The 20,259-nt window shown below is 65.4% G+C and carries 19 protein-coding genes; 8 read left to right on the top strand and 11 right to left on the bottom strand.

Features of this window, described 5'->3' with window-relative positions; all coding sequences use genetic code 11:
- Positions 1-17: 17 nt before the first annotated feature.
- On the bottom strand, positions 18-1,007 hold the full coding sequence (locus CFP68_RS14080; protein ID WP_099827582.1) for a TRAP transporter substrate-binding protein: 990 nt from the start codon (positions 1,005-1,007) through the stop codon (positions 18-20).
- A gap of 164 nt (positions 1,008-1,171) precedes the next feature.
- Between CFP68_RS14080 and CFP68_RS14075 the strand changes: the two genes are divergently transcribed.
- Both CFP68_RS14075 and CFP68_RS14070 read left to right on the top strand, forming a co-directional pair.
- On the top strand, positions 1,172-1,858 hold the full coding sequence (locus tag CFP68_RS14075; RefSeq protein WP_099827581.1) for a fumarylacetoacetate hydrolase family protein: 687 nt from the start codon (positions 1,172-1,174) through the stop codon (positions 1,856-1,858).
- A gap of 2 nt (positions 1,859-1,860) precedes the next feature.
- Positions 1,861-2,265: an acyl-CoA thioesterase gene (locus CFP68_RS14070; RefSeq protein ID WP_099827580.1), complete on the top strand. Its 405-nt coding sequence runs from the start codon at positions 1,861-1,863 to the stop codon at positions 2,263-2,265.
- On the opposite strand, the gene CFP68_RS14065 is transcribed toward CFP68_RS14070, so the two are convergent.
- From CFP68_RS14065 to CFP68_RS14050, 4 genes are read right to left on the bottom strand one after another with little or no spacing between them, the layout of a single operon-like run.
- Positions 2,241-3,884 (bottom strand): alkaline phosphatase family protein, encoded by a 1,644-nt coding sequence (locus tag CFP68_RS14065; RefSeq protein ID WP_099827579.1) that lies wholly within the window; start codon positions 3,882-3,884, stop codon positions 2,241-2,243. The genes CFP68_RS14070 and CFP68_RS14065 overlap by 25 nt on opposite strands.
- 4 nt (positions 3,885-3,888) lie before the next feature.
- Positions 3,889-4,899, bottom strand: a complete 1,011-nt coding sequence (locus CFP68_RS14060) for a 5-oxoprolinase subunit C family protein (RefSeq protein WP_099827578.1) — start codon at positions 4,897-4,899, stop codon at positions 3,889-3,891.
- Positions 4,896-5,573 (bottom strand): 5-oxoprolinase subunit B family protein, encoded by a 678-nt coding sequence (locus CFP68_RS14055; RefSeq protein WP_099827577.1) that lies wholly within the window; start codon positions 5,571-5,573, stop codon positions 4,896-4,898. The genes CFP68_RS14060 and CFP68_RS14055 overlap by 4 nt, the downstream gene beginning before the upstream one ends.
- Complete coding sequence (locus CFP68_RS14050; protein ID WP_099827576.1) at positions 5,570-6,340, bottom strand: LamB/YcsF family protein; 771 nt, start codon at positions 6,338-6,340, stop codon at positions 5,570-5,572. Before CFP68_RS14050 ends, CFP68_RS14055 begins: the two co-directional genes overlap by 4 nt.
- A 220-nt stretch (positions 6,341-6,560) precedes the next feature.
- On the opposite strand from CFP68_RS14050, the gene CFP68_RS14045 reads away from it, so the two are divergent.
- The 4 genes from CFP68_RS14045 to CFP68_RS14030 all read left to right on the top strand — a co-directional run bounded on the left by CFP68_RS14045 (position 6,561) and on the right by CFP68_RS14030 (position 10,184).
- Positions 6,561-7,817: a cation:proton antiporter gene (locus CFP68_RS14045; RefSeq protein ID WP_099827575.1), complete on the top strand. Its 1,257-nt coding sequence runs from the start codon at positions 6,561-6,563 to the stop codon at positions 7,815-7,817.
- Positions 7,818-7,887: 70 nt separating this feature from the next.
- A complete protein-coding gene (locus tag CFP68_RS14040; protein ID WP_099827574.1) occupies positions 7,888-8,574 on the top strand; it encodes a DUF533 domain-containing protein in 687 nt (228 codons plus the stop codon).
- Positions 8,575-8,800: 226 nt separating this feature from the next.
- Positions 8,801-9,658, top strand: a complete 858-nt coding sequence (locus CFP68_RS14035; protein WP_099827573.1) for a PhzF family phenazine biosynthesis protein — start codon at positions 8,801-8,803, stop codon at positions 9,656-9,658.
- A 112-nt stretch (positions 9,659-9,770) separates the two neighbouring features.
- Positions 9,771-10,184 (top strand): Fur family transcriptional regulator, encoded by a 414-nt coding sequence (locus CFP68_RS14030; RefSeq protein ID WP_099827572.1) that lies wholly within the window; start codon positions 9,771-9,773, stop codon positions 10,182-10,184.
- Positions 10,185-10,191: 7 nt separating this feature from the next.
- Here the strand turns inward: CFP68_RS14030 and CFP68_RS14025 are convergent, their stop codons facing one another.
- Together CFP68_RS14025 and CFP68_RS14020 are read right to left on the bottom strand one after the other, a co-directional pair.
- Entirely contained in the window at positions 10,192-10,989 is a 798-nt protein-coding gene (locus CFP68_RS14025) for a metallophosphoesterase family protein (protein ID WP_099827571.1), read from the bottom strand.
- Positions 10,986-11,903, bottom strand: coding sequence for a diacylglycerol/lipid kinase family protein (locus CFP68_RS14020; RefSeq protein WP_099827570.1), 918 nt, complete (start codon positions 11,901-11,903; stop codon positions 10,986-10,988). The genes CFP68_RS14025 and CFP68_RS14020 overlap by 4 nt, the downstream gene beginning before the upstream one ends.
- Before the next feature lie 137 nt (positions 11,904-12,040).
- On the opposite strand from CFP68_RS14020, the gene eno reads away from it, so the two are divergent.
- Positions 12,041-13,318, top strand: a complete 1,278-nt coding sequence (gene eno / locus CFP68_RS14015; RefSeq protein WP_099827569.1) for a phosphopyruvate hydratase — start codon at positions 12,041-12,043, stop codon at positions 13,316-13,318.
- Between the two features lie 27 nt (positions 13,319-13,345).
- Here the strand turns inward: eno and CFP68_RS14010 are convergent, their stop codons facing one another.
- From CFP68_RS14010 to CFP68_RS14000, 3 genes are all read right to left on the bottom strand, one after another.
- The gene (locus CFP68_RS14010) at positions 13,346-14,725 is read right to left on the bottom strand and encodes a cytochrome P450 (protein ID WP_099827568.1); all 1,380 of its coding nucleotides are present in this window, start codon (positions 14,723-14,725) and stop codon (positions 13,346-13,348) included.
- Positions 14,722-15,990 carry a hypothetical protein gene (locus CFP68_RS14005; RefSeq protein WP_099827567.1) on the bottom strand — a complete coding sequence of 423 codons (1,269 nt, stop codon included), beginning with the start codon at positions 15,988-15,990 and terminating at the stop codon, positions 14,722-14,724. The genes CFP68_RS14010 and CFP68_RS14005 overlap by 4 nt, the downstream gene beginning before the upstream one ends.
- A gap of 63 nt (positions 15,991-16,053) precedes the next feature.
- On the bottom strand, positions 16,054-16,806 hold the full coding sequence (locus CFP68_RS14000) for a cytochrome c biogenesis CcdA family protein (RefSeq protein WP_099827566.1): 753 nt from the start codon (positions 16,804-16,806) through the stop codon (positions 16,054-16,056).
- 91 nt (positions 16,807-16,897) lie between these two features.
- Between CFP68_RS14000 and CFP68_RS13995 the strand changes: the two genes are divergently transcribed.
- The gene (locus tag CFP68_RS13995) at positions 16,898-17,149 is read left to right on the top strand and encodes a sulfurtransferase TusA family protein (RefSeq protein WP_099827693.1); all 252 of its coding nucleotides are present in this window, start codon (positions 16,898-16,900) and stop codon (positions 17,147-17,149) included.
- Between the two features lie 87 nt (positions 17,150-17,236).
- Here the strand turns inward: CFP68_RS13995 and CFP68_RS13990 are convergent, their stop codons facing one another.
- Positions 17,237-19,870, bottom strand: a complete 2,634-nt coding sequence (locus CFP68_RS13990; protein WP_241524100.1) for an Rne/Rng family ribonuclease — start codon at positions 19,868-19,870, stop codon at positions 17,237-17,239.
- Positions 19,871-20,259 lie beyond the last annotated feature (389 nt).

Genomic DNA, 20,259 nt, shown 5'->3' with positions numbered 1-20,259 from the left:
GCCTTCTGAAATGCGGCTCACTCGGCCGCGGCGCGGATGTCTGCCAGAACATCGGTGGCGTCGATTCCGGCGGCAAGCTCGTCCTGCAACGGCACGGCTGCCTCGGCGAAACCGGACGTGTCGATCTCGGTGATCGTCATGCCCTGCTCGCGCAACAGATCCAGCGCGGCGGCTTCGCGGCCCGGGGCCAACGCCCGCGCCACCTCGATCGCGAAATCCGCCCCCGCCTGCACGACCTCCTGCTCCTTCTCGGTCAGCGCCTCCCATTGCGACAGCGAATAGGTCAGCACGGTCGGCCCGAACAGGTGCCGGGTCAGGGCGACATTGTCGGTCACCTCATACAGTTTCGACGAATAGACCATCGACGCCGCATGTTCGAACCCGTCCAGCACACCGGTCTGAAGGGCGGTATAGACCTCGCCGAAGGCCATCGGCGTTGCGTTCGCCCCCATCGCGTTCAGCGCCGCGACATAGATCGGCGACTGAATGGTGCGAAGCTTCAGCCCCTTGATGCCCTCGGGCGAGTTGATCGGCGCGCCGCCGGTCACGACGTTGCGGTAGCCCCAGCTGTAACCCCAACCCAGAACCTTGAAGCCGGACGCCTCGAAATCGGCTTCCAGCGATGCGCCGACATCGCCGTCAAGCGCGCGGCCGACATGGGCATAATCCTGCCAGAGAAACGGCAGATCCAAAACTCCGACACGTTCGATGAACGAGTTGAACAGCGCCGTGCCGCCGATGTGCATCGTGGCGCCCGAACCGAGCTGCATCGCCTGCAGGACGTCCTGATCGCTTCCCAGTTCGCTGGAGCCGTAGAGACCGACCTCGAGCGTGTCGCTGCGGCTTTCGACGAATTGCTTGAAGATCCAGGCCGTTGCGCCGTTGTCATTCTCAAGATCGGTTGGCGAAGAATAGCCGAAACGGATCAATTTCCTGTCTTGCGCGGCCCCCACGGACGGCACCGCCACCGCCAGGCCAGCGGCCAGAGCCATTACCAGTTTGAACATGTCTACCTCCCCTTTGGATTCTCTTCCCGAGGCTATATATCATACAATATACGCAATGCGTCAATATTGGATTCCCGCAGCCCCGCGGCGTGGTGTTGCGCATCTGGTTGCGGAGCGACGAGGCGGTGACCTAGAGTGAAAATACATCAGCCGGAGAAGCCCCAGTGAACGTCCATGTCATCCCATCGCCTCGCGTCATCGCCCTGCCCGTTGCCGGCATCGACGCCACATTTCCGGTGCGTCGCGTGTATTGCATCGGTCGCAACTATGCCGCCCATGCGGTCGAGATGGGGCATGACCCGGACCGCGAGGCGCCGTTCTTCTTTCAAAAGAACCCCGACAACCTGGACCCGTCCGGCACCTTCCCCTATCCGGTCAAAAGCGATGACGTGCACCACGAGGCGGAAATCGCCGTGATGCTGAAATCGGGCGGCGCGGACATCGCCGTCGCCGATGCGCTGGATCACGTCTATGGCTATGCCCTTGCGCTGGACATGACGCGGCGCGATCTTCAGGGCGCTGCGAAAAAGGCCGGGCGCCCTTGGGAAATCGGCAAGGCGTTCGAACGCTCGGCCCCCATCGGCCCGATCCACCCCGCAGCGGAGATCGGCCATCCGTCCGACGGCGCGATCACGCTGCATGTCAACGGCGATCTGCGCCAGTCCGGGGATCTGAACCAGATGATCTGGAAGGTGCCGGAAATGATTGCCTATCTGTCGTCGTATTTCACGCTTGCGGCGGGCGACGTGATCCTGTCGGGCACCCCTGCCGGGGTCGGCCCCGTGGCGCGGGGCGACGTGATGGAAATTGCGGTGGACGGGCTTGGCGCCATGCGCGTCGAAGTCGTCTGACGATGCAGGACACCCCCGACGGCACCCTGACGATCCAGACGCTGGCATTCCCGAAGGACACCAATTCGGGCGGCGACATCTTCGGCGGCTGGGTCATCAGTCAGATGGACATCGCCGCCGGCGTGACCGCCGCCGCCCGCGCCAAGGGGCGCTGCGCCACCGTCGCCATTGACGCCATGCGGTTTCACGCGCCGATCTATGTCGGCGACCTGGTGTCGGTCTATACCGAAGTCACGCGGGTCGGGCGCACGTCCATGACGCTGCACGTCGAAACATGGGTCACGCGGCAGAACACCGGCGACCGGACGATGGTGACCGAAGGCGATTTCACCTTCGTCGCGATTTCCAGTTCGGGGATCAAGCGGGTGATCCCGCCCGAAGATCAGGCGTTGTCCCTGCCCGGCTGATCAGCGTCGGTTTCGCGCTTCATCCGCGACAGTTCATCCTCGTCCCAGAACCCGATCAGGATGCCGGCATCGACCGTCCGGCGTTCGGATTGCGACAGGATCGCCGCGTCCGACATCGTGATCCGCTGTCGTTGTGCGCGGGCCCAGGCAAACACATGCTCGCGCATGTCGGAGCACACATCGGCACAGGCCGGGTCGGCGCCGAGGTCGTTCAACTCCTGCGGATCGGCCACAAGATCGAACAGCATCGGGCGGAACCCTTCGGCAAAGACATATTTCCAACGCTGCGATACGGCCATGATCAACCGGCAATCGCCCGCCCCCCGGCCCAGCGCGGCACGCACCGCCGTGGGGGCATAGTCGTATTCCGAGATCGCCACCTTGCGCCACGGCGGATTTTCCCCGCGCAAAAGCGGCAGCAGCGACCGCCCTTCAAGCCGGTGGGGTTGGGCCGTGCCGCCGAAGGTTTCAAGGAAGGTCGGTGCAAGATCGATCGCCTCGACCAGGGCATCCGACACGGTGCCGCGGGTGGCGTCGGCCTCGGGCGACGGGTCGTACACGATCAGGGGAATCCGCACCGAGGGGTCGTGAAACAGCTCTTTCTCGCCCAGCCAATGATCGCCCAGATAATCGCCGTGATCCGAGGTGAAAACGATCATCGTGTCGTCTGACAACCCCCGGTCGTCAAGAAAGGCGAACAACCGCCCCATCTGGTCGTCCATCTGTTTGATCAGGCCCATGTAACCGGGCAGCACCGTTTCGCGCACATCGTCGCGAGAGAAATTGCGCGACACCCGCAGGTCCATGAACGCCTTGTAAACCGGGTGCGGATCGTTCCGCTCGGACTCGGCGCGCACCGGTGGCAGCCAGGTGTCGGGGCCGAACATGTCGTGATAGGGCGCGGGCACGATATAGGGCCAGTGCGGCTTGATGAACGACAGATGGCACATCCATGGCGTGTCGTCGGTGCGACTGTCGATGAACTCCATGAACCGTGTGGTCAGATAGGGCGTTTCGCTGTGCTCCTCGGCCACCTTCGCGGCGCGGTCGGAATATTTCAGAAACCATCCCGTTCCAGTTTCATTCCCCTCGGGGTCCACGGAATTGGCCGCCGCCTGCCACGGATTGGCATCGTCATAGCCCCGTGCGCGCAGCCAGTCGTTGTAACGCGGCGACGTGGCATAGCCGGTGTCGGGATGCAGCCCGTCATCGCGTTCGAAGACGTCAAAGCCGCATTCCGCCAGCCGCGCGCCGATCACCGTGCCGGGTTCGATCCCATAGCGCGCCATGCCCTCGGCATCGGCCTTCATGTGGGTCTTGCCGATCAGCACGGTATCGACCCCGAGAGGGCGCAGATGATCGCCCAGCGTCAGCTCCCCCACCTTCAGCGGATAAGAGTTCCATGACGACCCGTGCGAGATGACATAACGCCCGGTATAAAAGCTCATCCGCGAGGGCCCGCAGATCGGCGATTGCACATAGGCGCGGTCGAACCGGACGCCGCGCGCGGCCAGCCCATCGATATGCGGGGTGTGCAGGTGCGGATGACCGCCGCAGGACAGATAATCGTGGCGCAACTGGTCACACATGATGAACAGGACGTTTTTCGCACGCGCCATCCGCTCAATCCCCACCGTCCGTGACGCCATCGATCAGGTTCGCCCGTGCCAGACGGTCGGCCAGCGATCCCGGCGCTTCGGCCAGTGCGCCAAGGAAGGCCGCGCGCCGGTCATGATCGGCCCGCGCCTGTTTCAGCGCGGCTTCGGGGGTGACGGCCACGAACCGCACGGCATCGCCGCTGCGCGACTGACAGAACGCATCCAGTGCGTGCCCCGGCACGGTCGCGATCTTGGGATATCCGCCGGTGGTCTGGTGATCGGCCAGCAACACCGTCGGGGTGCCATCGCCCGAGACCTGGACCGACCCCTTCAGCACCGGCTCGGACGGCATGTCGAGGCTGCCCGCCACGGGCAGGGCCACCCCGGACAGGCGCACGCCCATCCGGTCATAGGCGTCGCCGATCCGGAAGGTTTCAGATGTCAGGGCCGCCAGGGTTTCGGGCGCGAAGAAACGGTCCTGCGGGCCGGGCACCACCGGCACCTTCGCGCCGGGACGCGCAAAGGTAGGCGGTTCAATCGCCGTGGCGCGCCCGTCGCGGCGTTCGGCGCCGGCCACCGTCACGACCTGGCCCGACGTGATCGCCCCGCCCCCGAACCCCGATTGCGCATGGGTCGCGGCCGAGCCCAGCCATGTCTCCACCTCAAGCGTTCCGCCAAAGGCGAGGCACGCCCAGCTGCCCCATTCGCCGGGGCGGATCGTCAGGGTCTGCCCCGCCACCATGGATGCGACGCACCAGGGGCCCAGCGTTTCACGATCAAGCGTCACCTTGAAACCACCGCCCGCGACGGCAAAGCCCACCGCGCCTTCGGTGCATTCCAGCGTCAGACCTCCCATCGACACCTCGATCAGCGCGCCACCTTGGGGGTTCCCGATGGCGGCGTGGGCGGCATCGAACGCCAGCCGGTCCATCGGGCCGGACGCGGGCACGCCGAACCGCATGTTGCCCGGACGCCCGGCATCCTGCACCGAACAATGGGGTCCGGCGTGAACGACCTTGAAGCGCGCGACGCTCATGTCGCGGCCTCGAACGCGGCGCGGTCGATCCGCTCGAACGTGACCGGATCGCCGACGTCGAACAGGAACGGCCGGTCGGCGTCGCCGGTCAGGACGGGGGTGGGCGAGCGGCCGATGATCCACCATCCCGTCGGCATGGTCAGCGTGGTGATCAGGCACTGTGGCCCGGCGATGATCACGCTGCCCGCGGGCACCCCGCGGACGGCGGCGGGTTTTCGCGGCAGTTGCAGCGCCTCGGGCACGCCGGCCATATAGGCATAACCGGGTGCGAACCCGTAGAGGAACACGCTGTAGTCGCCGGACAGGTGGGCGTTGATCGCCTCTTCGACGCTCAAGCCCGACTGGCGCGCGACCTCTTCCAGGTCGGGCGCGAGATCGCCGTCATAACAGACCGCGACGCGGCGGGCGGTGGTCTGTTCCGGCGCGTCCTGTGCACCGTCCAGCAGCGCGCGCAGGCCCGCGCTCACCTCGTCGTGGTCGGTTTCCAGCGGATCGAACACCACCAGAAGGTTGGCATAGGCCGGAACCGCCTCGATCAGGCCCGCGACCGGTTGGGCCGCCAGCGCCCGGTCCAGGCGGAGGACATCGGCGTAGATATCGGTGTCGATCTGGTCGCCGAACTCGGCCAGGACGGCGCGGTCCGACACCGCGACGAAGCGGGGGAAATCCGTCATCGCGGCGCCATGAACGGGGCGATTGTGATCCCCGCATCGGTCAGGGTGCGGCGGACGTGGCGGGCCATGTCCACCGCGCCGGGGCTGTCGCCGTGCACGCAGATCGAATGGGCCGCCAGCGCGATCTCGCCGCCGTCGATGGTCGGCATCCGGCCGGTTTCCAGCACCCGCACCATGCGCCGCCCGGCCTCGTCCGGGTCGTGGATCATCGCACCGTCGCGGGACCGGGGCACAAGGCGGCCGGTGGTCAGATAGGCCCGGTCGGCGAAAATCTCGGAATGCACGTCAAGGTTCTGGCCGTGACCTGCGCCTTCAAGTTCGGTTCCCGAAATCGCCAGCAGGGCCAGATCGCGCGACACCGCCCGCACCGCCCGCGCCACGGCGTCCGCCACACCGCGATCATCGCTTGCGACATTGGACAGCGCGCCGTGCGCCTTGACGTATCGCACCTGAACGCCCGCCAGGGCCGCCGCGCCCAGCAGCGCGCCGATCTGCGTGGCGACCATGCGTTCGATCTGATCCGTCGACATCGGCAACACCCGCCGCCCGAAGGCCATGGGGTCGGCATAGCCGGGATGGGCGCCCGCGATCACGCCGTTCGCCCCCGCCTCGCGCAGCGTCGCCACCATCGTGTCGGGGTCGGACGCATGGCCGCCGCAGGCGATGTTGGCCGAGGTCACGATCTTCAGCATCGCGGCGTCGTCGCCCATGGTCCAGGGGCCGAAACTTTCGCCCAGATCGGCGTTGAGATCGACCGTGATCGCCATGGCACTGCCTTTCGTCCGCATCGTCACGCCCAAGATAACGACGGCCCTTCCCCTTGTCAGGCGCAAAGGTGCGAAATCGCGAACTTTGCCCATGACGCATCGCCGCGCGCACGCGTCTCGTGCCATACGGGGCAGGTTCGGCGAATTGCCGCGAAACCCTTTGCAGCCGAACGCGCTTGGTCTATCGCACGCGCAGCGTCCGAACCGGAAAGAACCGCCGATGAATTTCCTTCAAATCACCTCGTCCATGATCGTGCTGGCGGGGCTGTTCGGCGCGATCAACTATCTTTTCCTGCGCCTGCCCTCGTCGATCGGGATCATGGTCGTCGCGCTGATCGCGTCGCTCGGCATCATCGGCGCCGATCTGGTCTGGCCCGCGTTGGGCATGGCCGACGAGGTGCGCGCGGTCGTCACCGGGATCGACTTTTCCGACGCGCTGCTTGAGGGGATGCTGGGCCTGATGCTGTTCGCCGGCGCGCTGCACGTCAAGCTGGGCGATCTCAGGGCGCAATGGCTGCCGGTGTTCCTGATGGCGACCATCGGTATCGCGCTGTCGACGACGGTTGTGGGGGTCGGCTTTAGCTGGCTGACCGGCATGCCCTTGCTGGTGGCGCTGGTCTTCGGCGCGCTGATCTCGCCCACCGATCCGGTCGCGGTGCTGGGCGTGTTGCGCGAAACCGACCTGCCGCAGTCGATGGAAACCAAGATCGCCGGTGAGTCGCTGTTCAACGACGGGGTCGGGTATGTCGTGTTCCTGGTCCTTGTCGGCCTGGCGTTTCCATCGACCCGCGAACATGCAGGCGGCCACAACGAAGTCGCCGACGCCGCGATCCTGTTCGCGCAGGAGGCAGGCGGCGGCGCGGTTCTGGGGATCGTCCTGGGCTGGCTGACGTTTCAGCTGATGAAACGGATCGACGATTACTCGCTCGAGGTGCTTCTGACGCTGGGCCTTGCCTTTGGTGGCTATGAACTGGCTGTCGCACTGCATGTCAGTGCGCCGATCATGGCGGTCTGCGCCGGGCTTCTGATCGGCGATGTCGGCACCCGCGAGGGCATGTCCGACGAAACCCGCCGCTATGTCGACGGCTTCTGGAAACTGGTGGACGAGATCCTGAACGCTGTCCTGTTCCTGATGATCGGGTTCGAAGTCTTCGCCGTCGCCTTCGACACTTCGGCCCTGGTGACCGGCGCGCTGTCCATCGCGCTGGTGCTGGTGGCGCGGCTGGTGGCCGTGGCGGTTCCGATCCTGATGTTGCAACCGTTCCGCACCTTCGATCCCGGGGTGATCCCGGTGATGACATGGGGCGGCCTGAAGGGCGGCATTTCCGTCGCGCTGGCGCTGTCCCTGCCCGACGGTGAATGGAAGCCGCTGATCCTGACCTGCACCTATGTCGTGGTGGTGTTTTCAATCATCGTGCAGGGGCTGACCGTGGCGCGCGTTGCCGAAAGCACCGCCCGCCAGCGCGACCTGCTTTAGACGCGGCGCCCTAGAATCCGGAACCGCGCGTTCCTATCTCTTGCGAAATGTTTTTCATGGGAGAATATGAATGTCGCTGACCAAGATGCTGGGCAAACTGGCCATCGCCTATGTCGCCGCCAAGGGCGTGCAATCGTTCAGCCGGAATGGCGGAATGGACGGTGTCCGGCGCAAGCTGGCCGAAAACAAGGGATCGGGCGGCGGCCTGGGCGGCCTTCTGGATGCGGTCGGCCTCGGGGGTGGTGCTGGTGGCAACATGACCGGGACACCCGGTGGCGACGCGGGTGCTTCGGGCGCCGGCGGCATCGGCGGGATGCTTGGCGGTCTGGCCGGCGTCACCGGCGGCGCGGCGGGTGCGCAGAAGATGAAGGGCCTGCTGGACACCACCAAGCCGGTCAACGACGAAGAGGAAGCGGGTCTCGTGATCCGCGCCATGGTCATGGCCGCGAAGGCCGACGGCGAGATCGACGAGACCGAGCGCCGCGCGCTGTGGGAAGTGCTGGGCGACGCCGACCCGTCGGACCGCGCCTTCCTGGATCACGCGCTGTCCGCGCCGGTGGATGTCGAGGCCCTGGCCCGCGACGTGCCCGGCGGCATGGAAGTCGAAGTCTACGCCGGTGCACTGATGGCGATCCAGCCTGACAACCGCCCCGAGGCCGAGTTCCTGGATCGTCTCGCCAAGCGGCTGGGCATCTCGGAAACGGACGTCAACGAGATCCACACAGCCCAGGGCAAGACGCCGCTTTACACGGTGTAACCCGGAACGGGGCCGTATCGGGCGATGCGGCCCCTTCCCCTCCGGGCCGCATCGAACGTGGCCGTCCCCGGAATTTTCCAGACGCCCGGCGCCCCTGAACGGCGGCGGAAACCCCGGGATGTGTTCGCGCGCCACCCATCCCGATCTGCCGGTGCGGGCGCAAGGCGCTTTCCCTGACCTCGTGTTCTGGTGCAACGTTGCACAACCCGGAAGGAAAGCGCGCGCCATGACCGATTACATTGTCTACGATGTCTTTACCGACCGCCCGTTCGGCGGCAACCCCCTGGCCATCATCACCGATGCGCGCGGCCTGGCCGAGGACGCGTTGCAGAAGATTGCCCGCGAGTTCAACTTTTCCGAAACCACCTTTGTCTATCCGCCCACCGATCCGGCGCATACCGCGCGGGTGCGGATCTTCACCCCCACGATGGAAGTCCCCTTCGCCGGTCATCCGCTGATCGGGACGGCCACCGCGCTGTTCGATCTGGGCCGGGGCGGACGGCAAACGCTGGAACTGGGCGTTGGGCCGATCGACTGCACCGTCGATGACGATGGCGCGACCTTCACGACCACCCAGCCCCTGCGCATCGATTCCCATCCCCAAGCCGGCGACGTGGCGGCCTGCGGTGGCTTGCTGCCCGGCCAGATCCGCACCGACCGGCACCTGCCCGTCCAGGCCGGGGTCGGGTTGCCCTTCGTGCTGGCCGAGCTGACCGATGATGCCGCCCTGTCGGCCGTGGTCCCCGACACGGGCGCGTTTCGTCGCGCCGCCGCGGCCTATCCCTCTGATCTCGACTTTGCCGTGCTGTTCTATGTGCGCGACGGTGCATCCGTCCACGCAAGGATGTTTGCGCCGCTCGACAACATCCCCGAAGACCCCGCCACCGGCAGCGCCGCGGCGGCGCTGGGTGCGTTCCTGTCACAGATCGAAGACCGGTCGTTGACGCTGTTGCTGGAGCAGGGTGTCGACATGGGCCGCCCCAGCCGGATCCGGATCGACACCGAGGTGATCGACGGGTTGTGCCGCTCGGTCCGGATTTCGGGCAACGCGGTGCGGATCATGGAAGGCCGGCTGACCCTCTGACGCGGCGCACGGCACCGGCGCCATTCGCAGCCCGCACCGATATGGGGTGGAGCGCGCGTGCATCATGGGCTAAAGCCGTGACCCGAGACAGACCGGCGGAGAGTGAGCGCACATGGCCGAGGGCATCATCGACCGTTGCGAGGCCAAGGGCCTGCGCATGACCGAACAGCGGCGCACCATCGCATCCGTACTGGAAGACTCGCCCGACCATCCCGATGTCGAGATCCTGTATGCCCGGGCGACGGAACGCGATCCCCGGATCTCGCTGGCGACGGTCTATCGCACCGTGAAGCTGTTCGAGGAAGCGGGCATTCTGGAAAAGCTGGAGTTCGGTGACGGCCGGGCCCGTTACGAGGACGCCGAGCGCGATCACCACGACCACCTGATCGACCTGTCCACCGGTGCCGTGATCGAATTCGTCGACCCCGAAATCGAGGCGCTGCAGGAACGCATCGCCGCCAAGCTGGGCTATGAGTTGAAGGGGCACCGGATGGAGCTTTACGGCATTCCCAAGAAATCCGACTGACGCGGCCTCACGATACGGCCCAGCCCCGATCGCCCAGGGCAAACACCACCTCGCGATCCGCGACAAAGCCGGTTGCGGCATCTTCGGCGGCAAAACGCTCGACACGCACGCGGCCTGCGCCCAGCGTCAACAGGTTGAAATCGTTCGCCTCGCCCCGCTGTCGGGTGGACAGCCCGGTGCCCGCCTGAACCTGAAGCGCACCGCGCCGGTCGGGCCGGCTGGCAAACAGCGCCGCCGACCATGTGTGCAGATGCCCCGACAGGACAATGTCGGTGCCGCAGGCGTCCAGCGCCGACAGCGCGCGGTCGGCCCCCTTGATCAGGCGTTTGCGTTCGCCGGGCAGATGTTCCAGCGGGTGGTGGACGACAACAATTCGGATCCGGCTTTTTTCACCGGCAAAGGCCCGGCGCACCTTGGCGATGTCCCGCCGCGAGAACCAGCCGCGCTGCCAGAAGATCGGGTTCATGGTGTTGATCCCGACGACGATCATATGGTCGTCGGTGTGCGTCGGCTCCAGATCCTCGGCGATCCAGCGCTTATAGCGCCGCCACGGATGGAACGCCCGGGCCCAGAGATTGTCGAGCGGCACATCGTGGTTGCCGGGCACGCACAGAACCGGCGCATCCAGGCTGTCGATGAAGGCGCGCGCCGCCTGGAACTGCCGGTTGCGGGCGCGCTGGGTCAGATCGCCGGAAATCGCCACCAGATCAGGTGCCAGATCGTTGACGGTGCGGGTCAGAGCGCCCACCAGATCGGGGCGGTCCCGACCGAAGTGCAGATCTGACATGTGGACGAGACGTTTCATCGAACCTCCAGCGCCAGATCGCGGGGCACCATCACCCTGAGCGCATCGTGGCGGGCTTCTATGATGAAGGGGCTTCGCAGGCGCAGGCGCTCGCCGTCCAGCGCGGCGCGCTGTCGCTTGCGGCGCGCGTGGATTTCAAAGCGGCGCGCGCTCAGCAAATGGAAATCGCGTTGTTCCACCGCCACCCCCAACGCCAGCGCAAGGGCATGACGGATCATGCCCAGACGGCCCGAGTCCGGCGACAGATACATGACCAGCTTGCCACTGGCCAATGCGTCGATCCCTTCCAACCCCTGCTGTTCCATCTGGAAGGCATTGTTCAGCACGAACACGATCGGCGTGCGCAACCGGTGCTGCGTGCCGTCCGCATCAATGGTCAATTCAAGCGGCCGGCGCAGGGTCGTCAGCGTCTTGACGACCGACCAATAGGCAGCCAGCCGCGACCGCCCCCAGCGGCGATAGATGCCTTCGCGGGTGGCCAGGATTTCGGGATAGCGGCCGATGGAGGTGTTGTTCAGGAACAACCGGCCATTGATGGCGCCGGTGCGCACGTCGCGGGCGTCTCCATTGACGATGACATCGACGGCCTGTTCGGGATCATCCGGAATATCCAGTGAGCGCGCGAAATAATTGAACGTTCCCAAGGGAATGACGCCCATGGGCACGCCGCTTCCGGCCATTCCCTCGGCCACGCCGCAAATGGTGCCGTCGCCGCCGCCCGCCACCACGCAATCGGGCCGTTCCTTCAGCACCGCCCGCACGCGTTCGGGAATGTCATCGCCCTTTCGCAACAGCCGGATGTCGGCCTGCGCACCGGCGGCCCTGAACCGCGCTGCGAGGTCGCGTTCGATCGCGCCGCCTTTTTCCGTGCCGGACTTGGGATTCAAGAGCACGACGATTCCGGTTTTCTGCATGAATGTTCCCGCCTTTCGCACCGCTCAACGCATCAAGACCAAGGCGGTTGCATCGGGTGTCGCACATCTCAAGTCCGGTTTCCCCTACGTTCGCGCCCTGCTATAGATCGTGCAGATCAACCAAGGCGGAGCCTCACATGAGCACCATCATCGATATCATCGGTCGCGAAATCCTCGACAGCCGTGGCAATCCCACGGTCGAGGTGGACGTGTTCCTGGAAGACGGCACCATGGGGCGCGCCGCCGTGCCGTCCGGTGCATCGACAGGGGCCCACGAGGCGGTTGAAAAGCGTGACGGCGACAAGGGCCGTTACATGGGCAAGGGCGTGCTGGGCGCGGTTGCCGCCGTGAACGGAGAGCTTGCCGAAGCTCTGGTCGGCATGGACGCCACCGAACAGGAGGCCATCGACGCCGCGATGATCGAAATCGACGGCACCGAAAACAAGGGCCGCCTGGGTGCCAACGCGATCCTGGGTGTGTCGCTGGCCGCCGCGAAAGCCGCTGCCGAATACTGTGGCCAACCCCTGTTCCGCTATGTCGGCGGCACGTCTGCACGCACCCTGCCGGTGCCGATGATGAACATCATCAACGGCGGCGAACACGCCGACAACCCGATCGACATCCAGGAATTCATGATCATGCCGGTGTCGGCCATGGATATCCGCGAAGCGGTGCGCATGGGCGCCGAGGTGTTTCACACCCTGAAAAAGGAACTGACGGCCGCGGGCCTGTCCACCGGCATCGGCGACGAGGGCGGTTTCGCCCCGAACATCTCATCCACCCGCGACGCGCTGGATTTCATCCTGAAGTCCGTGGAAAAGGCCGGCTATACCCCCGGCGACGATATCATGCTGGCGATGGATTGCGCCGCGACTGAATACTACAAGAACGGCAAATACGAGATGAAGGGCGAGAACGCGTCGCTGTCAGCGGAGGAAAACGTCGCCTACCTGGCCAAGCTGGTCGCCGATTACCCGATCCTGTCGATCGAGGACGGGATGAGCGAAGACGATTGGGACGGCTGGAAGATGCTGACCGACGAGTTGGGCGCCAAGGTGCAGCTGGTCGGCGACGACCTGTTCGTCACCAACCCCGACCGCCTGGCCGACGGCATCGCCAGGGGCTGCGCCAACTCGATGCTGGTGAAGGTCAACCAGATCGGCACCCTGTCCGAGACGCTGCGCGCCGTCGATATGGCCCACCGTGCGCGCTTTACCAACGTGATGTCGCACCGTTCGGGCGAAACCGAAGACGCGACCATCGCCGACCTGGCGGTTGCCACCAACTGTGGTCAGATCAAGACCGGATCGCTTGCGCGGTCGGACCGGCTGGCCAAGTACAACCAGTTGATCCGTATCGAGGAAATGCTGGGCGAAACCGCCGTCTACGCCGGCCGTTCGGTGTTGCGCGGCTAAGCGCGCCCTTTGCGCCCGGTCAGCGTTTCAGCGCAAACCGGGCGCATCGCCGCCCGCCCCGTCCTGGCGCGGCGTGATGTTCAGGTGGATGCCGCGCCGGGCGCGCACCGTCAGATGGGCCACCGGCACGGGCGTTTCATCCGGCACCGGCGCGAATTGCCACCGCGCCAGCAATGTCGCCAGCAACAGCGGCCCTTCGACCATGGCGAACCCGGCGCCGGGACAGACCCGCGCACCGCTCGAGAACGGAATATAGGCATCACGCAGGCAGGTGCGGCCGTTTTCCGTGGCGAAACGGTCGGGGTCAAAGCCGTCGGGATTGTCCCACAGGCGCGTGTGTCGATGCAGGTGCCACGGGCTCAGCACCACCTGCGCGCCCTTTGGAACCTCGCGATTGCGAAAAACCTCGCCCTGGATGGTTTCGCGCACCATCATCGGCACCGGCGGATACAGGCGCAGCGTTTCGCGAAAAACCTCGCGGGTGTGCCGCAATGCCGAAAGGTTGGCGAATTCCGGGTTGGCCATGAAGGCCCGCGCCTCGGCGGCACAGCGACCTTGGGTTTCGGGATGAATGGCCAGCAGATACAGCGCCCAAGCCAGCCCCGATGCGCTTGTCTCGTGGCCGGCCAGAAAGAAGATCGCGACCTGGTCCACCATTTCATCGGTGGTGAATGGCGTTCCGGTCACCGGATCATCGGTGGTCATGATCTTGGTCGCCAGGTCATCCGGCGCGGTGCCCGCCGCGATCTCGGCGCTGCGGGCCTGCGTCAGCGTCGTGATCAGCGCGCGGATGGCGCGCGCCGTCGCCCGGGTGCGGCGGTTGTGGAACCGCGGCATCCAGCGCGGCAGCGGCACGAAGGCGGCCAGGTTCAGGATCGGCTGGCTGCGCTGATGTTCGCGAAACTGATCGAAGGTCTCGGTGGCGATGCGGTGTTCGATCGGGATGGAAAACAAAGTGCGGAAAATCACGTCGGCGGCGGCGTGGGATGTTTCGGGTTCGATATCGCGCACGCCGGGACGCAACCGGTCGGCGGCGGCCCGTCCGGCCGCCAGCATCGCCGGAAACGTATCGCGCAGGCGCCCGCCCTCGAACGACGGGTCGATGATGCGGCGCTGGCGTTTCCAGGTCTCGCCATTGGTCAGGAACACGGATCGGCCCAGCAACGGGCGCAAGCCCTCGCCGATCCGCTCGGATTTGGGGAAACTTTCGGGCCGCGTCTTCAACACCTCTTTCAGCAGCGCGGGATCGTTCACCAGATAGCTGCGGAAGAACGGCGTGCGAAACTCGGCCATCCAGGCGCGGTAGAGCTTGGCCGGCTGTGCCGACAGGATATCGTCGCGAAACAGACGCAGATAGCGCCAGAGCGACACCTTCTCGGGTCGCGCATCGGGCTTGGGCGGGATCATGTGGCCATCGACGTATGGGGTGACGCGGGACGTTCGATCCGCGATCGGCTTGGCGCGCGCCCGGCGTAGCGTTGGCCGAGGGTCAGGGGCCCCGCGGTGATGCGGAAATAATCGTAATCGCCCGGCGCATCGAAGGCGCAGAGATACTGAAAATGCAGCCGGAAGAACCGCCAGCGCAGCGCTTTCCACGTCTCAGGCTTCAGCGTCTGGGTAAAGGCCGCGGACAGGACCAACGGCCACTTGCGATCATCGGGCGCCACCCCCGACACCGCCACCGGATCGCACAACGCAAAGGCACAGCCATCCCCCGGCGCCGTGACGTCGACCCAGGTCAGCTCGTCCCGGCGGGACAGGAAATGCAGGTCGGCGCGCAAGCGGTCGGCCTTGGGCAAGAAGCTCACCATGGGAATGACCTGCCCCAGCGACAGGAAAGACAACGCAGGCGACTGCGGCGTGACGTGGCCTGCGCGGATCAGATCGGCCAGGCACGACACCGCGATATGCGCGCCGGACGAATGGCCGACGACAAGAACCTCGTCGGTGTCGGACCCCAGGGCTTTGGCGATGGCGGCGGTGAAATCGGCCATCCGCGCCTCGAGCGCGGCGGGATTCGCCCCCCTGGTTGCCGCCGAGAAGGCATAATCGTGCATCAGGTAATAGGCGAAGATGCGGTTGTCGTGCCGCTTGAACCACGCCAACACCCCGAAGGCGACAACGCCGAACGCCACCGCCGCCACGACGCCCACCGCAACGGCAAGGAAACCGGGCGCGCCGTCACCGCCCGCCAGGCCCAGCATCCCAGCAACACTCGTGACAAGCGCGCCCGCCCCGAGGCCGGCGATCACCGCGATCGCCAGCTGCACCAGCAACATGCCCACGGGATAGAGCGCGGCGATCACCGGTCCCTTGCGCAGCCACATCAGCCGACGCAGGGCGCCCGACGCAATATAGGTCCAGGCCGTGCGAACCAGTTGGCCATAGGTGGCGAGGATGCCGGTCGCCATGGAAGCGCGCACGATATCGGACCACACCAGAACCTCGATTGTCGTCTCGACAACGGCGTCGTCCATCCGCCCCTGCACGTTCCAGCCATAGCGCGCGCCCTTGCGGGGGGTCAGCGATATGTCATAGCCCGAAATCGCCGCTTGCGCCGCGCCTTCCTTGCGGAACAGCTCGCGATACCGGCGCGGGTGAATCGGGTCATAGCCCGGGATATAGAAAACCCGGCGGCGTCTGACACGGTTCGTGGTCACGTCATTCGGCATCGATCTGTCCCAAGGCGTCCGCACAAGGGATACCCGATGATCCGGGCGAAATTAAGCCACGGTTCAGCCAAGCACGGCCAGCGCCGGGAAGGTTTCGAGCAGCCAGAACGAAAACGCCGAAAACGCACCGGTCAGCAGGGCGATCCCGACCAGGATCAGCAACGCGCCCATCGCCTTTTCGATGACGCCCATCCACGGCTTGATCCGGTTCATCACGCCCATGGACCGTTGGATGAACATCGCCGCCAGAAGGAACGGAATGCCCAGCCCTGCGGCATAGACCCCCAGCAACAGCGTGCCCCGCGACACCGATGCCTCGGACGCGGCCAGCGACAGGATCGCGCCCAGTTGCGGGCCGATGCAGGGCGTCCAGCCGAAGGCAAAGGCAAGGCCTAGAACGAAGGCGCCAAAGGCCGAACCGCCCTTGTCGCCGGCATCCAGACGCGCCTCGCGGTTCAGCAGCGGAATCCGGAACACCCCGACAAAGTGCAACCCGAAGACGATCACGACAACGCCCGAGATCTGGGCCAGAAGTTGCTGGTTCTGGAGGAAAAACGCGCCGAAGGCCGACGCGGTGAACCCGAGGAACAGGAACACCACCGACAGCCCCATGACAAAGAACAGCGCGGCCACCACCGCGCGGCGATGGGCGGTCGCGTTCTCCTTCATCTCGTTCAGCGAGATGCCGCCCATATACGCCAGATAGGGCGGCACGATGGGCAGCACGCAGGGGCTGAGAAAGCTGAGCAACCCCGCAACCAGGGCCACGGCCATGGCGGGCAGCAGACCCGCATCGATGATCTCGATTCCAAACATGCCTCTCTCTAGGACGTTGGGCGCGCGGGGTCACGCGGTCTGTCGTCAAATCCGCGTGGACAATCTGAAACAATCGCGCGAACATGGGAACATGGATGAAAAGGATGCCGAACTGGACACGCGGGGGTTGCTTTGCCCCCTTCCCGTTCTGAAAGCGCGCAAGCGGCTGGGAACGCTTGAACCCGGCCAGATTCTGAAGATGCTGGCCGATGATCCGGCCGCGGTGGTGGACGTGCCACACTTCTGCGCCGAGGCGGGCCATGCCCTGCTTGAGATCCAGACCGAAGGGGCGCGCCTGACGTTCCTGATCCGCCGTGGCGGCCGGGATCATTCCTCGGCCTAGAGCGGGCGTCATCTTCCCGACGAAATCATGCACCTGCTGAAAAACAAACAGCCGGGCGAAGGTGCCCGGCTGTTCGCAGTTTCGTCCTCAGCGGCCCAGCGACCACCAGCCGCGCCGCTTGGGCTTGCTTTCGCCATCGCCGTCGTCCGCTTCGCTTTCCGCCATCGCCGGCGCGGGCTCCTGCGACGCTGCGGGCGCGGGTTCGGATTTGGCGGGCGCCGGTTCGGTCGGTTCGGGCTCGGCCGGCGTGTCCACCACGGCGACGGTTTCCGCTTCTGCCGTCGGTTGCGCGGCCTCGGGGGCGGGTTCGTCGGCGTCGGCTGCTGCTTCTTCCGTCTTGACCGGCTTCTTGCGGGTGCGGGGTTTGGCCGCGGCGCGGGTGCGGGTGCGCTTCTTCGGCTTTTCCTCGGCCTCGTCCGCGCTCTCGGGCGTCGGTTCGGCTGCCGGGGCCTCGGCCGTCGTTTCGGCCGTGTCCGGGGCATCGGCCGCGATGACCGGCGGCTGTTTCACCGCGTCGTCACCCGACGACACATCGCCATCGGATCCAGCATCATTGTCGGAATCGTCCGATTGCGAGCCGTTGTCGTCCGATCCGTTGTCGTCCGCGCCATTGCCGTTCGATCCGTTGCCGTTCGACTTGCGACGGCGGCGGCGGCGGCGGCGCTTCTTGGGCTGGCCGTTGTCGTCGTCGTCCGACTCGGTCTTGGTCGCGGGCGCCTCGGCTGGCGCATCCTGATCCACGGGTGCCGGTGCTTCGTCCTCGATCACCTCGTCGGGGATGTCATCGTCCAGGTCGGCCATGTGCGAGGCATCCACCGATACCACGGGCGCGGTCTGTTCGACGACGCGCGTCGCCGTCTTGAACTTCTCGATGTGGAAGTCGGGCGAAATCAGGGTCGGATCCGCCTCGATCCGCACCGACATGCCATAGCGGGCTTCGATGTTGGCGATATGCTCGCGCTTCTGGTTCATCAGGAAGTTGCAGATGCCCACGGGCACCTTGACCAATACCTCCTTCGACCGCTTGCGCACGCCTTCTTCCTCAAGCTGGCGCAGGATGTTCAGCGCCAGGTTGTCGTCGGACCGGATCAACCCGGTGCCGTGGCAGGCCGTGCAGGGTTGGGTCGTCGCCTCGATCATGCCGGGGCGCAGACGCTGGCGCGACATCTCCATCAGGCCAAAGCCCGAGATGCGGCCGACCTGGATGCGGGCACGGTCGGTCTTGAGTTTGTCCTTGAACAGCTTCTCGACTGCGGCGTTGTTCTTGCGCTCGTCCATGTCGATGAAGTCGATCACGATCAGACCGGCAAGGTCGCGCAGGCGCAACTGGCGCGCCACTTCGGCGGCCGCTTCCAGGTTGGTGTTCAGCGCCGTCTGTTCGATGCTGCCTTCCTTGGTCGCGCGGCCCGAGTTGACGTCGATGGCCACCAGCGCCTCGGTCACGCCGATCACGATATAGCCGCCGGATTTCAGCTGGACCGTCGGGTTGAACATGGCCGACAGATACGATTCGACCTGGTGGCGCGCGAACAGCGGCATCTGGTCCTGATACAGTTTTACGTTCTTGGCGTGGGACGGCATGATCATCTTCATGAAGTCCTTGGCCGTGCGGTATCCTTCCGCCCCTTCCACGAAGACCTCGTCGATGTCGCGGTTATAGAGGTCGCGGATCGAGCGTTTGATCAGGTCGCCTTCCTCATAGATCTTGGCGGGCGCGATGGATTGCAGGGTCAGCGCGCGGATCTGTTCCCACATCCGTTGCAGGTATTCGTAATCGCGCTTGATCTCGGTCTTGGTGCGTTGCGATCCGGCGGTGCGGATGATCAGGCCCGCGCCTTGCGGCACGTCGATGCCGTTGGCGATTTCCTTGAGCTTCTTGCGGTCCGCGGCATTGGTGATCTTGCGCGAAATCCCGCCACCGCGGGCGGTGTTGGGCATCAGCACGCAATAGCGGCCGGCCAGCGACAGATAGGTGGTCAGCGCTGCACCCTTGTTGCCACGTTCTTCCTTGACGACCTGCACCAACAGGATCTGGCGGACCTTGATGACCTCCTGGATCTTGTACTTGCGGGCGCGGGGACGGCTCGGGCGGTTGATCTCGTCAGAAACATCCTCTTCCGCGATCGATTCGATCTCGTCGTCCTTGTCGGAGGCTTGCGGCGCATCGTCGTCGTTGTCGTCGTCGCCATTGTCGTCATCGGGGGACGCGACCGGGCTTTCGCCGACGCGTTCCATGGGCGACGATCCCTCTTCGTCATCGCCGTGATCGTCGCCGTCAAGATCGACGACGTCCATGCCGGCGATGGACGGGCCGTCTTCGCCGGATGTCACGACGGCGTCGTCGGATGACACGTCGGCCGCCTTCGGCTTGGCGCGGCTGCGCGACCGGCTGCGCTTTCTGGGCTTTTCATCCTCCTCATCCTCCGCGCGGGCGGCGGCGGCTTCTTCCGCCAACAGCGCCTCGCGGTCGGCGACGGGAATCTGGTAGTAATCCGGGTGAATCTCGGAAAAGGCGAGGAATCCGTGGCGGTTGCCACCGTATTCGATGAACGCCGCCTGAAGCGACGGTTCGACGCGCGTTACCTTGGCAAGATAGATATTGCCGGCAAGCTGACGACGGCTTTCGGATTCGAAATCGAATTCTTCAACCTTGTTTCCATCCACAACCACCACACGGGTCTCTTCCGAGTGGGTGGCATCGATAAGCATCTTCTTTGACATGTGATATGTTCTCGCACCGCGCCGAAACGCCCCCCGAGGGGAGGCGGTTCGCGGCGATGTTGTCTGTTGGGGGCGATGGGGCGTGATCCGGACATGGAAAAGACGGCGCTTTCGCCCCGTGCCCCCTGCCCTTCGATCTTGTCGCGCGTCATCGCGTTGCTTCTCCGACATCCCGGGGGATGCCCATTCATGAACCCGGCCATTGCTGGCACGCAGGCGTTCGGTTGGCCTTGCAGCCGATCATCGATCCTCGGGAAACGGCCAGAGCGCCGATTTGGCGCCTTGCTGACACACGGACCCGAGGTCGTGAAACTCGTCCCGGAATCCGAAGACGGCACACAAGGCGCCGTCGAACGGATTTCCATTCCCCATGATAGCGGTCCCGGCAG

Source organism: Oceaniglobus indicus (assembly GCF_002751875.1).
Taxonomy (GTDB): Bacteria; Pseudomonadota; Alphaproteobacteria; order Rhodobacterales; family Rhodobacteraceae; genus Oceaniglobus; species Oceaniglobus indicus.
This window is presented reverse-complemented; position numbering and strand designations above follow the sequence as displayed.

What these genes read in the sequence shown, in the direction of transcription:
- CFP68_RS14080 (WP_099827582.1), bottom strand. Translation starts at nt 1,007, where the DNA reads ATGTTCAAACTGGTAATGGCTCTGGCCGCTGGCCTGGCGGTGGCGGTG.
- CFP68_RS14070 (WP_099827580.1), top strand. Translation starts at nt 1,861, where the DNA reads ATGCAGGACACCCCCGACGGCACCCTGACGATCCAGACGCTGGCATTC.
- CFP68_RS14065 (WP_099827579.1), bottom strand. Translation starts at nt 3,884, where the DNA reads ATGGCGCGTGCGAAAAACGTCCTGTTCATCATGTGTGACCAGTTGCGC.
- CFP68_RS14060 (WP_099827578.1), bottom strand. Translation starts at nt 4,899, where the DNA reads ATGAGCGTCGCGCGCTTCAAGGTCGTTCACGCCGGACCCCATTGTTCG.
- CFP68_RS14055 (WP_099827577.1), bottom strand. Translation starts at nt 5,573, where the DNA reads ATGACGGATTTCCCCCGCTTCGTCGCGGTGTCGGACCGCGCCGTCCTG.
- CFP68_RS14050 (WP_099827576.1), bottom strand. Translation starts at nt 6,340, where the DNA reads ATGGCGATCACGGTCGATCTCAACGCCGATCTGGGCGAAAGTTTCGGC.
- CFP68_RS14045 (WP_099827575.1), top strand. Translation starts at nt 6,561, where the DNA reads ATGAATTTCCTTCAAATCACCTCGTCCATGATCGTGCTGGCGGGGCTG.
- CFP68_RS14040 (WP_099827574.1), top strand. Translation starts at nt 7,888, where the DNA reads ATGTCGCTGACCAAGATGCTGGGCAAACTGGCCATCGCCTATGTCGCC.
- CFP68_RS14035 (WP_099827573.1), top strand. Translation starts at nt 8,801, where the DNA reads ATGACCGATTACATTGTCTACGATGTCTTTACCGACCGCCCGTTCGGC.
- CFP68_RS14030 (WP_099827572.1), top strand. Translation starts at nt 9,771, where the DNA reads ATGGCCGAGGGCATCATCGACCGTTGCGAGGCCAAGGGCCTGCGCATG.
- CFP68_RS14025 (WP_099827571.1), bottom strand. Translation starts at nt 10,989, where the DNA reads ATGAAACGTCTCGTCCACATGTCAGATCTGCACTTCGGTCGGGACCGC.
- CFP68_RS14020 (WP_099827570.1), bottom strand. Translation starts at nt 11,903, where the DNA reads ATGCAGAAAACCGGAATCGTCGTGCTCTTGAATCCCAAGTCCGGCACG.
- eno (WP_099827569.1), top strand. Translation starts at nt 12,041, where the DNA reads ATGAGCACCATCATCGATATCATCGGTCGCGAAATCCTCGACAGCCGT.
- CFP68_RS14010 (WP_099827568.1), bottom strand. Translation starts at nt 14,725, where the DNA reads ATGATCCCGCCCAAGCCCGATGCGCGACCCGAGAAGGTGTCGCTCTGG.
- CFP68_RS14005 (WP_099827567.1), bottom strand. Translation starts at nt 15,990, where the DNA reads ATGCCGAATGACGTGACCACGAACCGTGTCAGACGCCGCCGGGTTTTC.
- CFP68_RS14000 (WP_099827566.1), bottom strand. Translation starts at nt 16,806, where the DNA reads ATGTTTGGAATCGAGATCATCGATGCGGGTCTGCTGCCCGCCATGGCC.
- CFP68_RS13995 (WP_099827693.1), top strand. Translation starts at nt 16,898, where the DNA reads ATGGATGAAAAGGATGCCGAACTGGACACGCGGGGGTTGCTTTGCCCC.
- CFP68_RS13990 (WP_241524100.1), bottom strand. Translation starts at nt 19,870, where the DNA reads ATGTCAAAGAAGATGCTTATCGATGCCACCCACTCGGAAGAGACCCGT.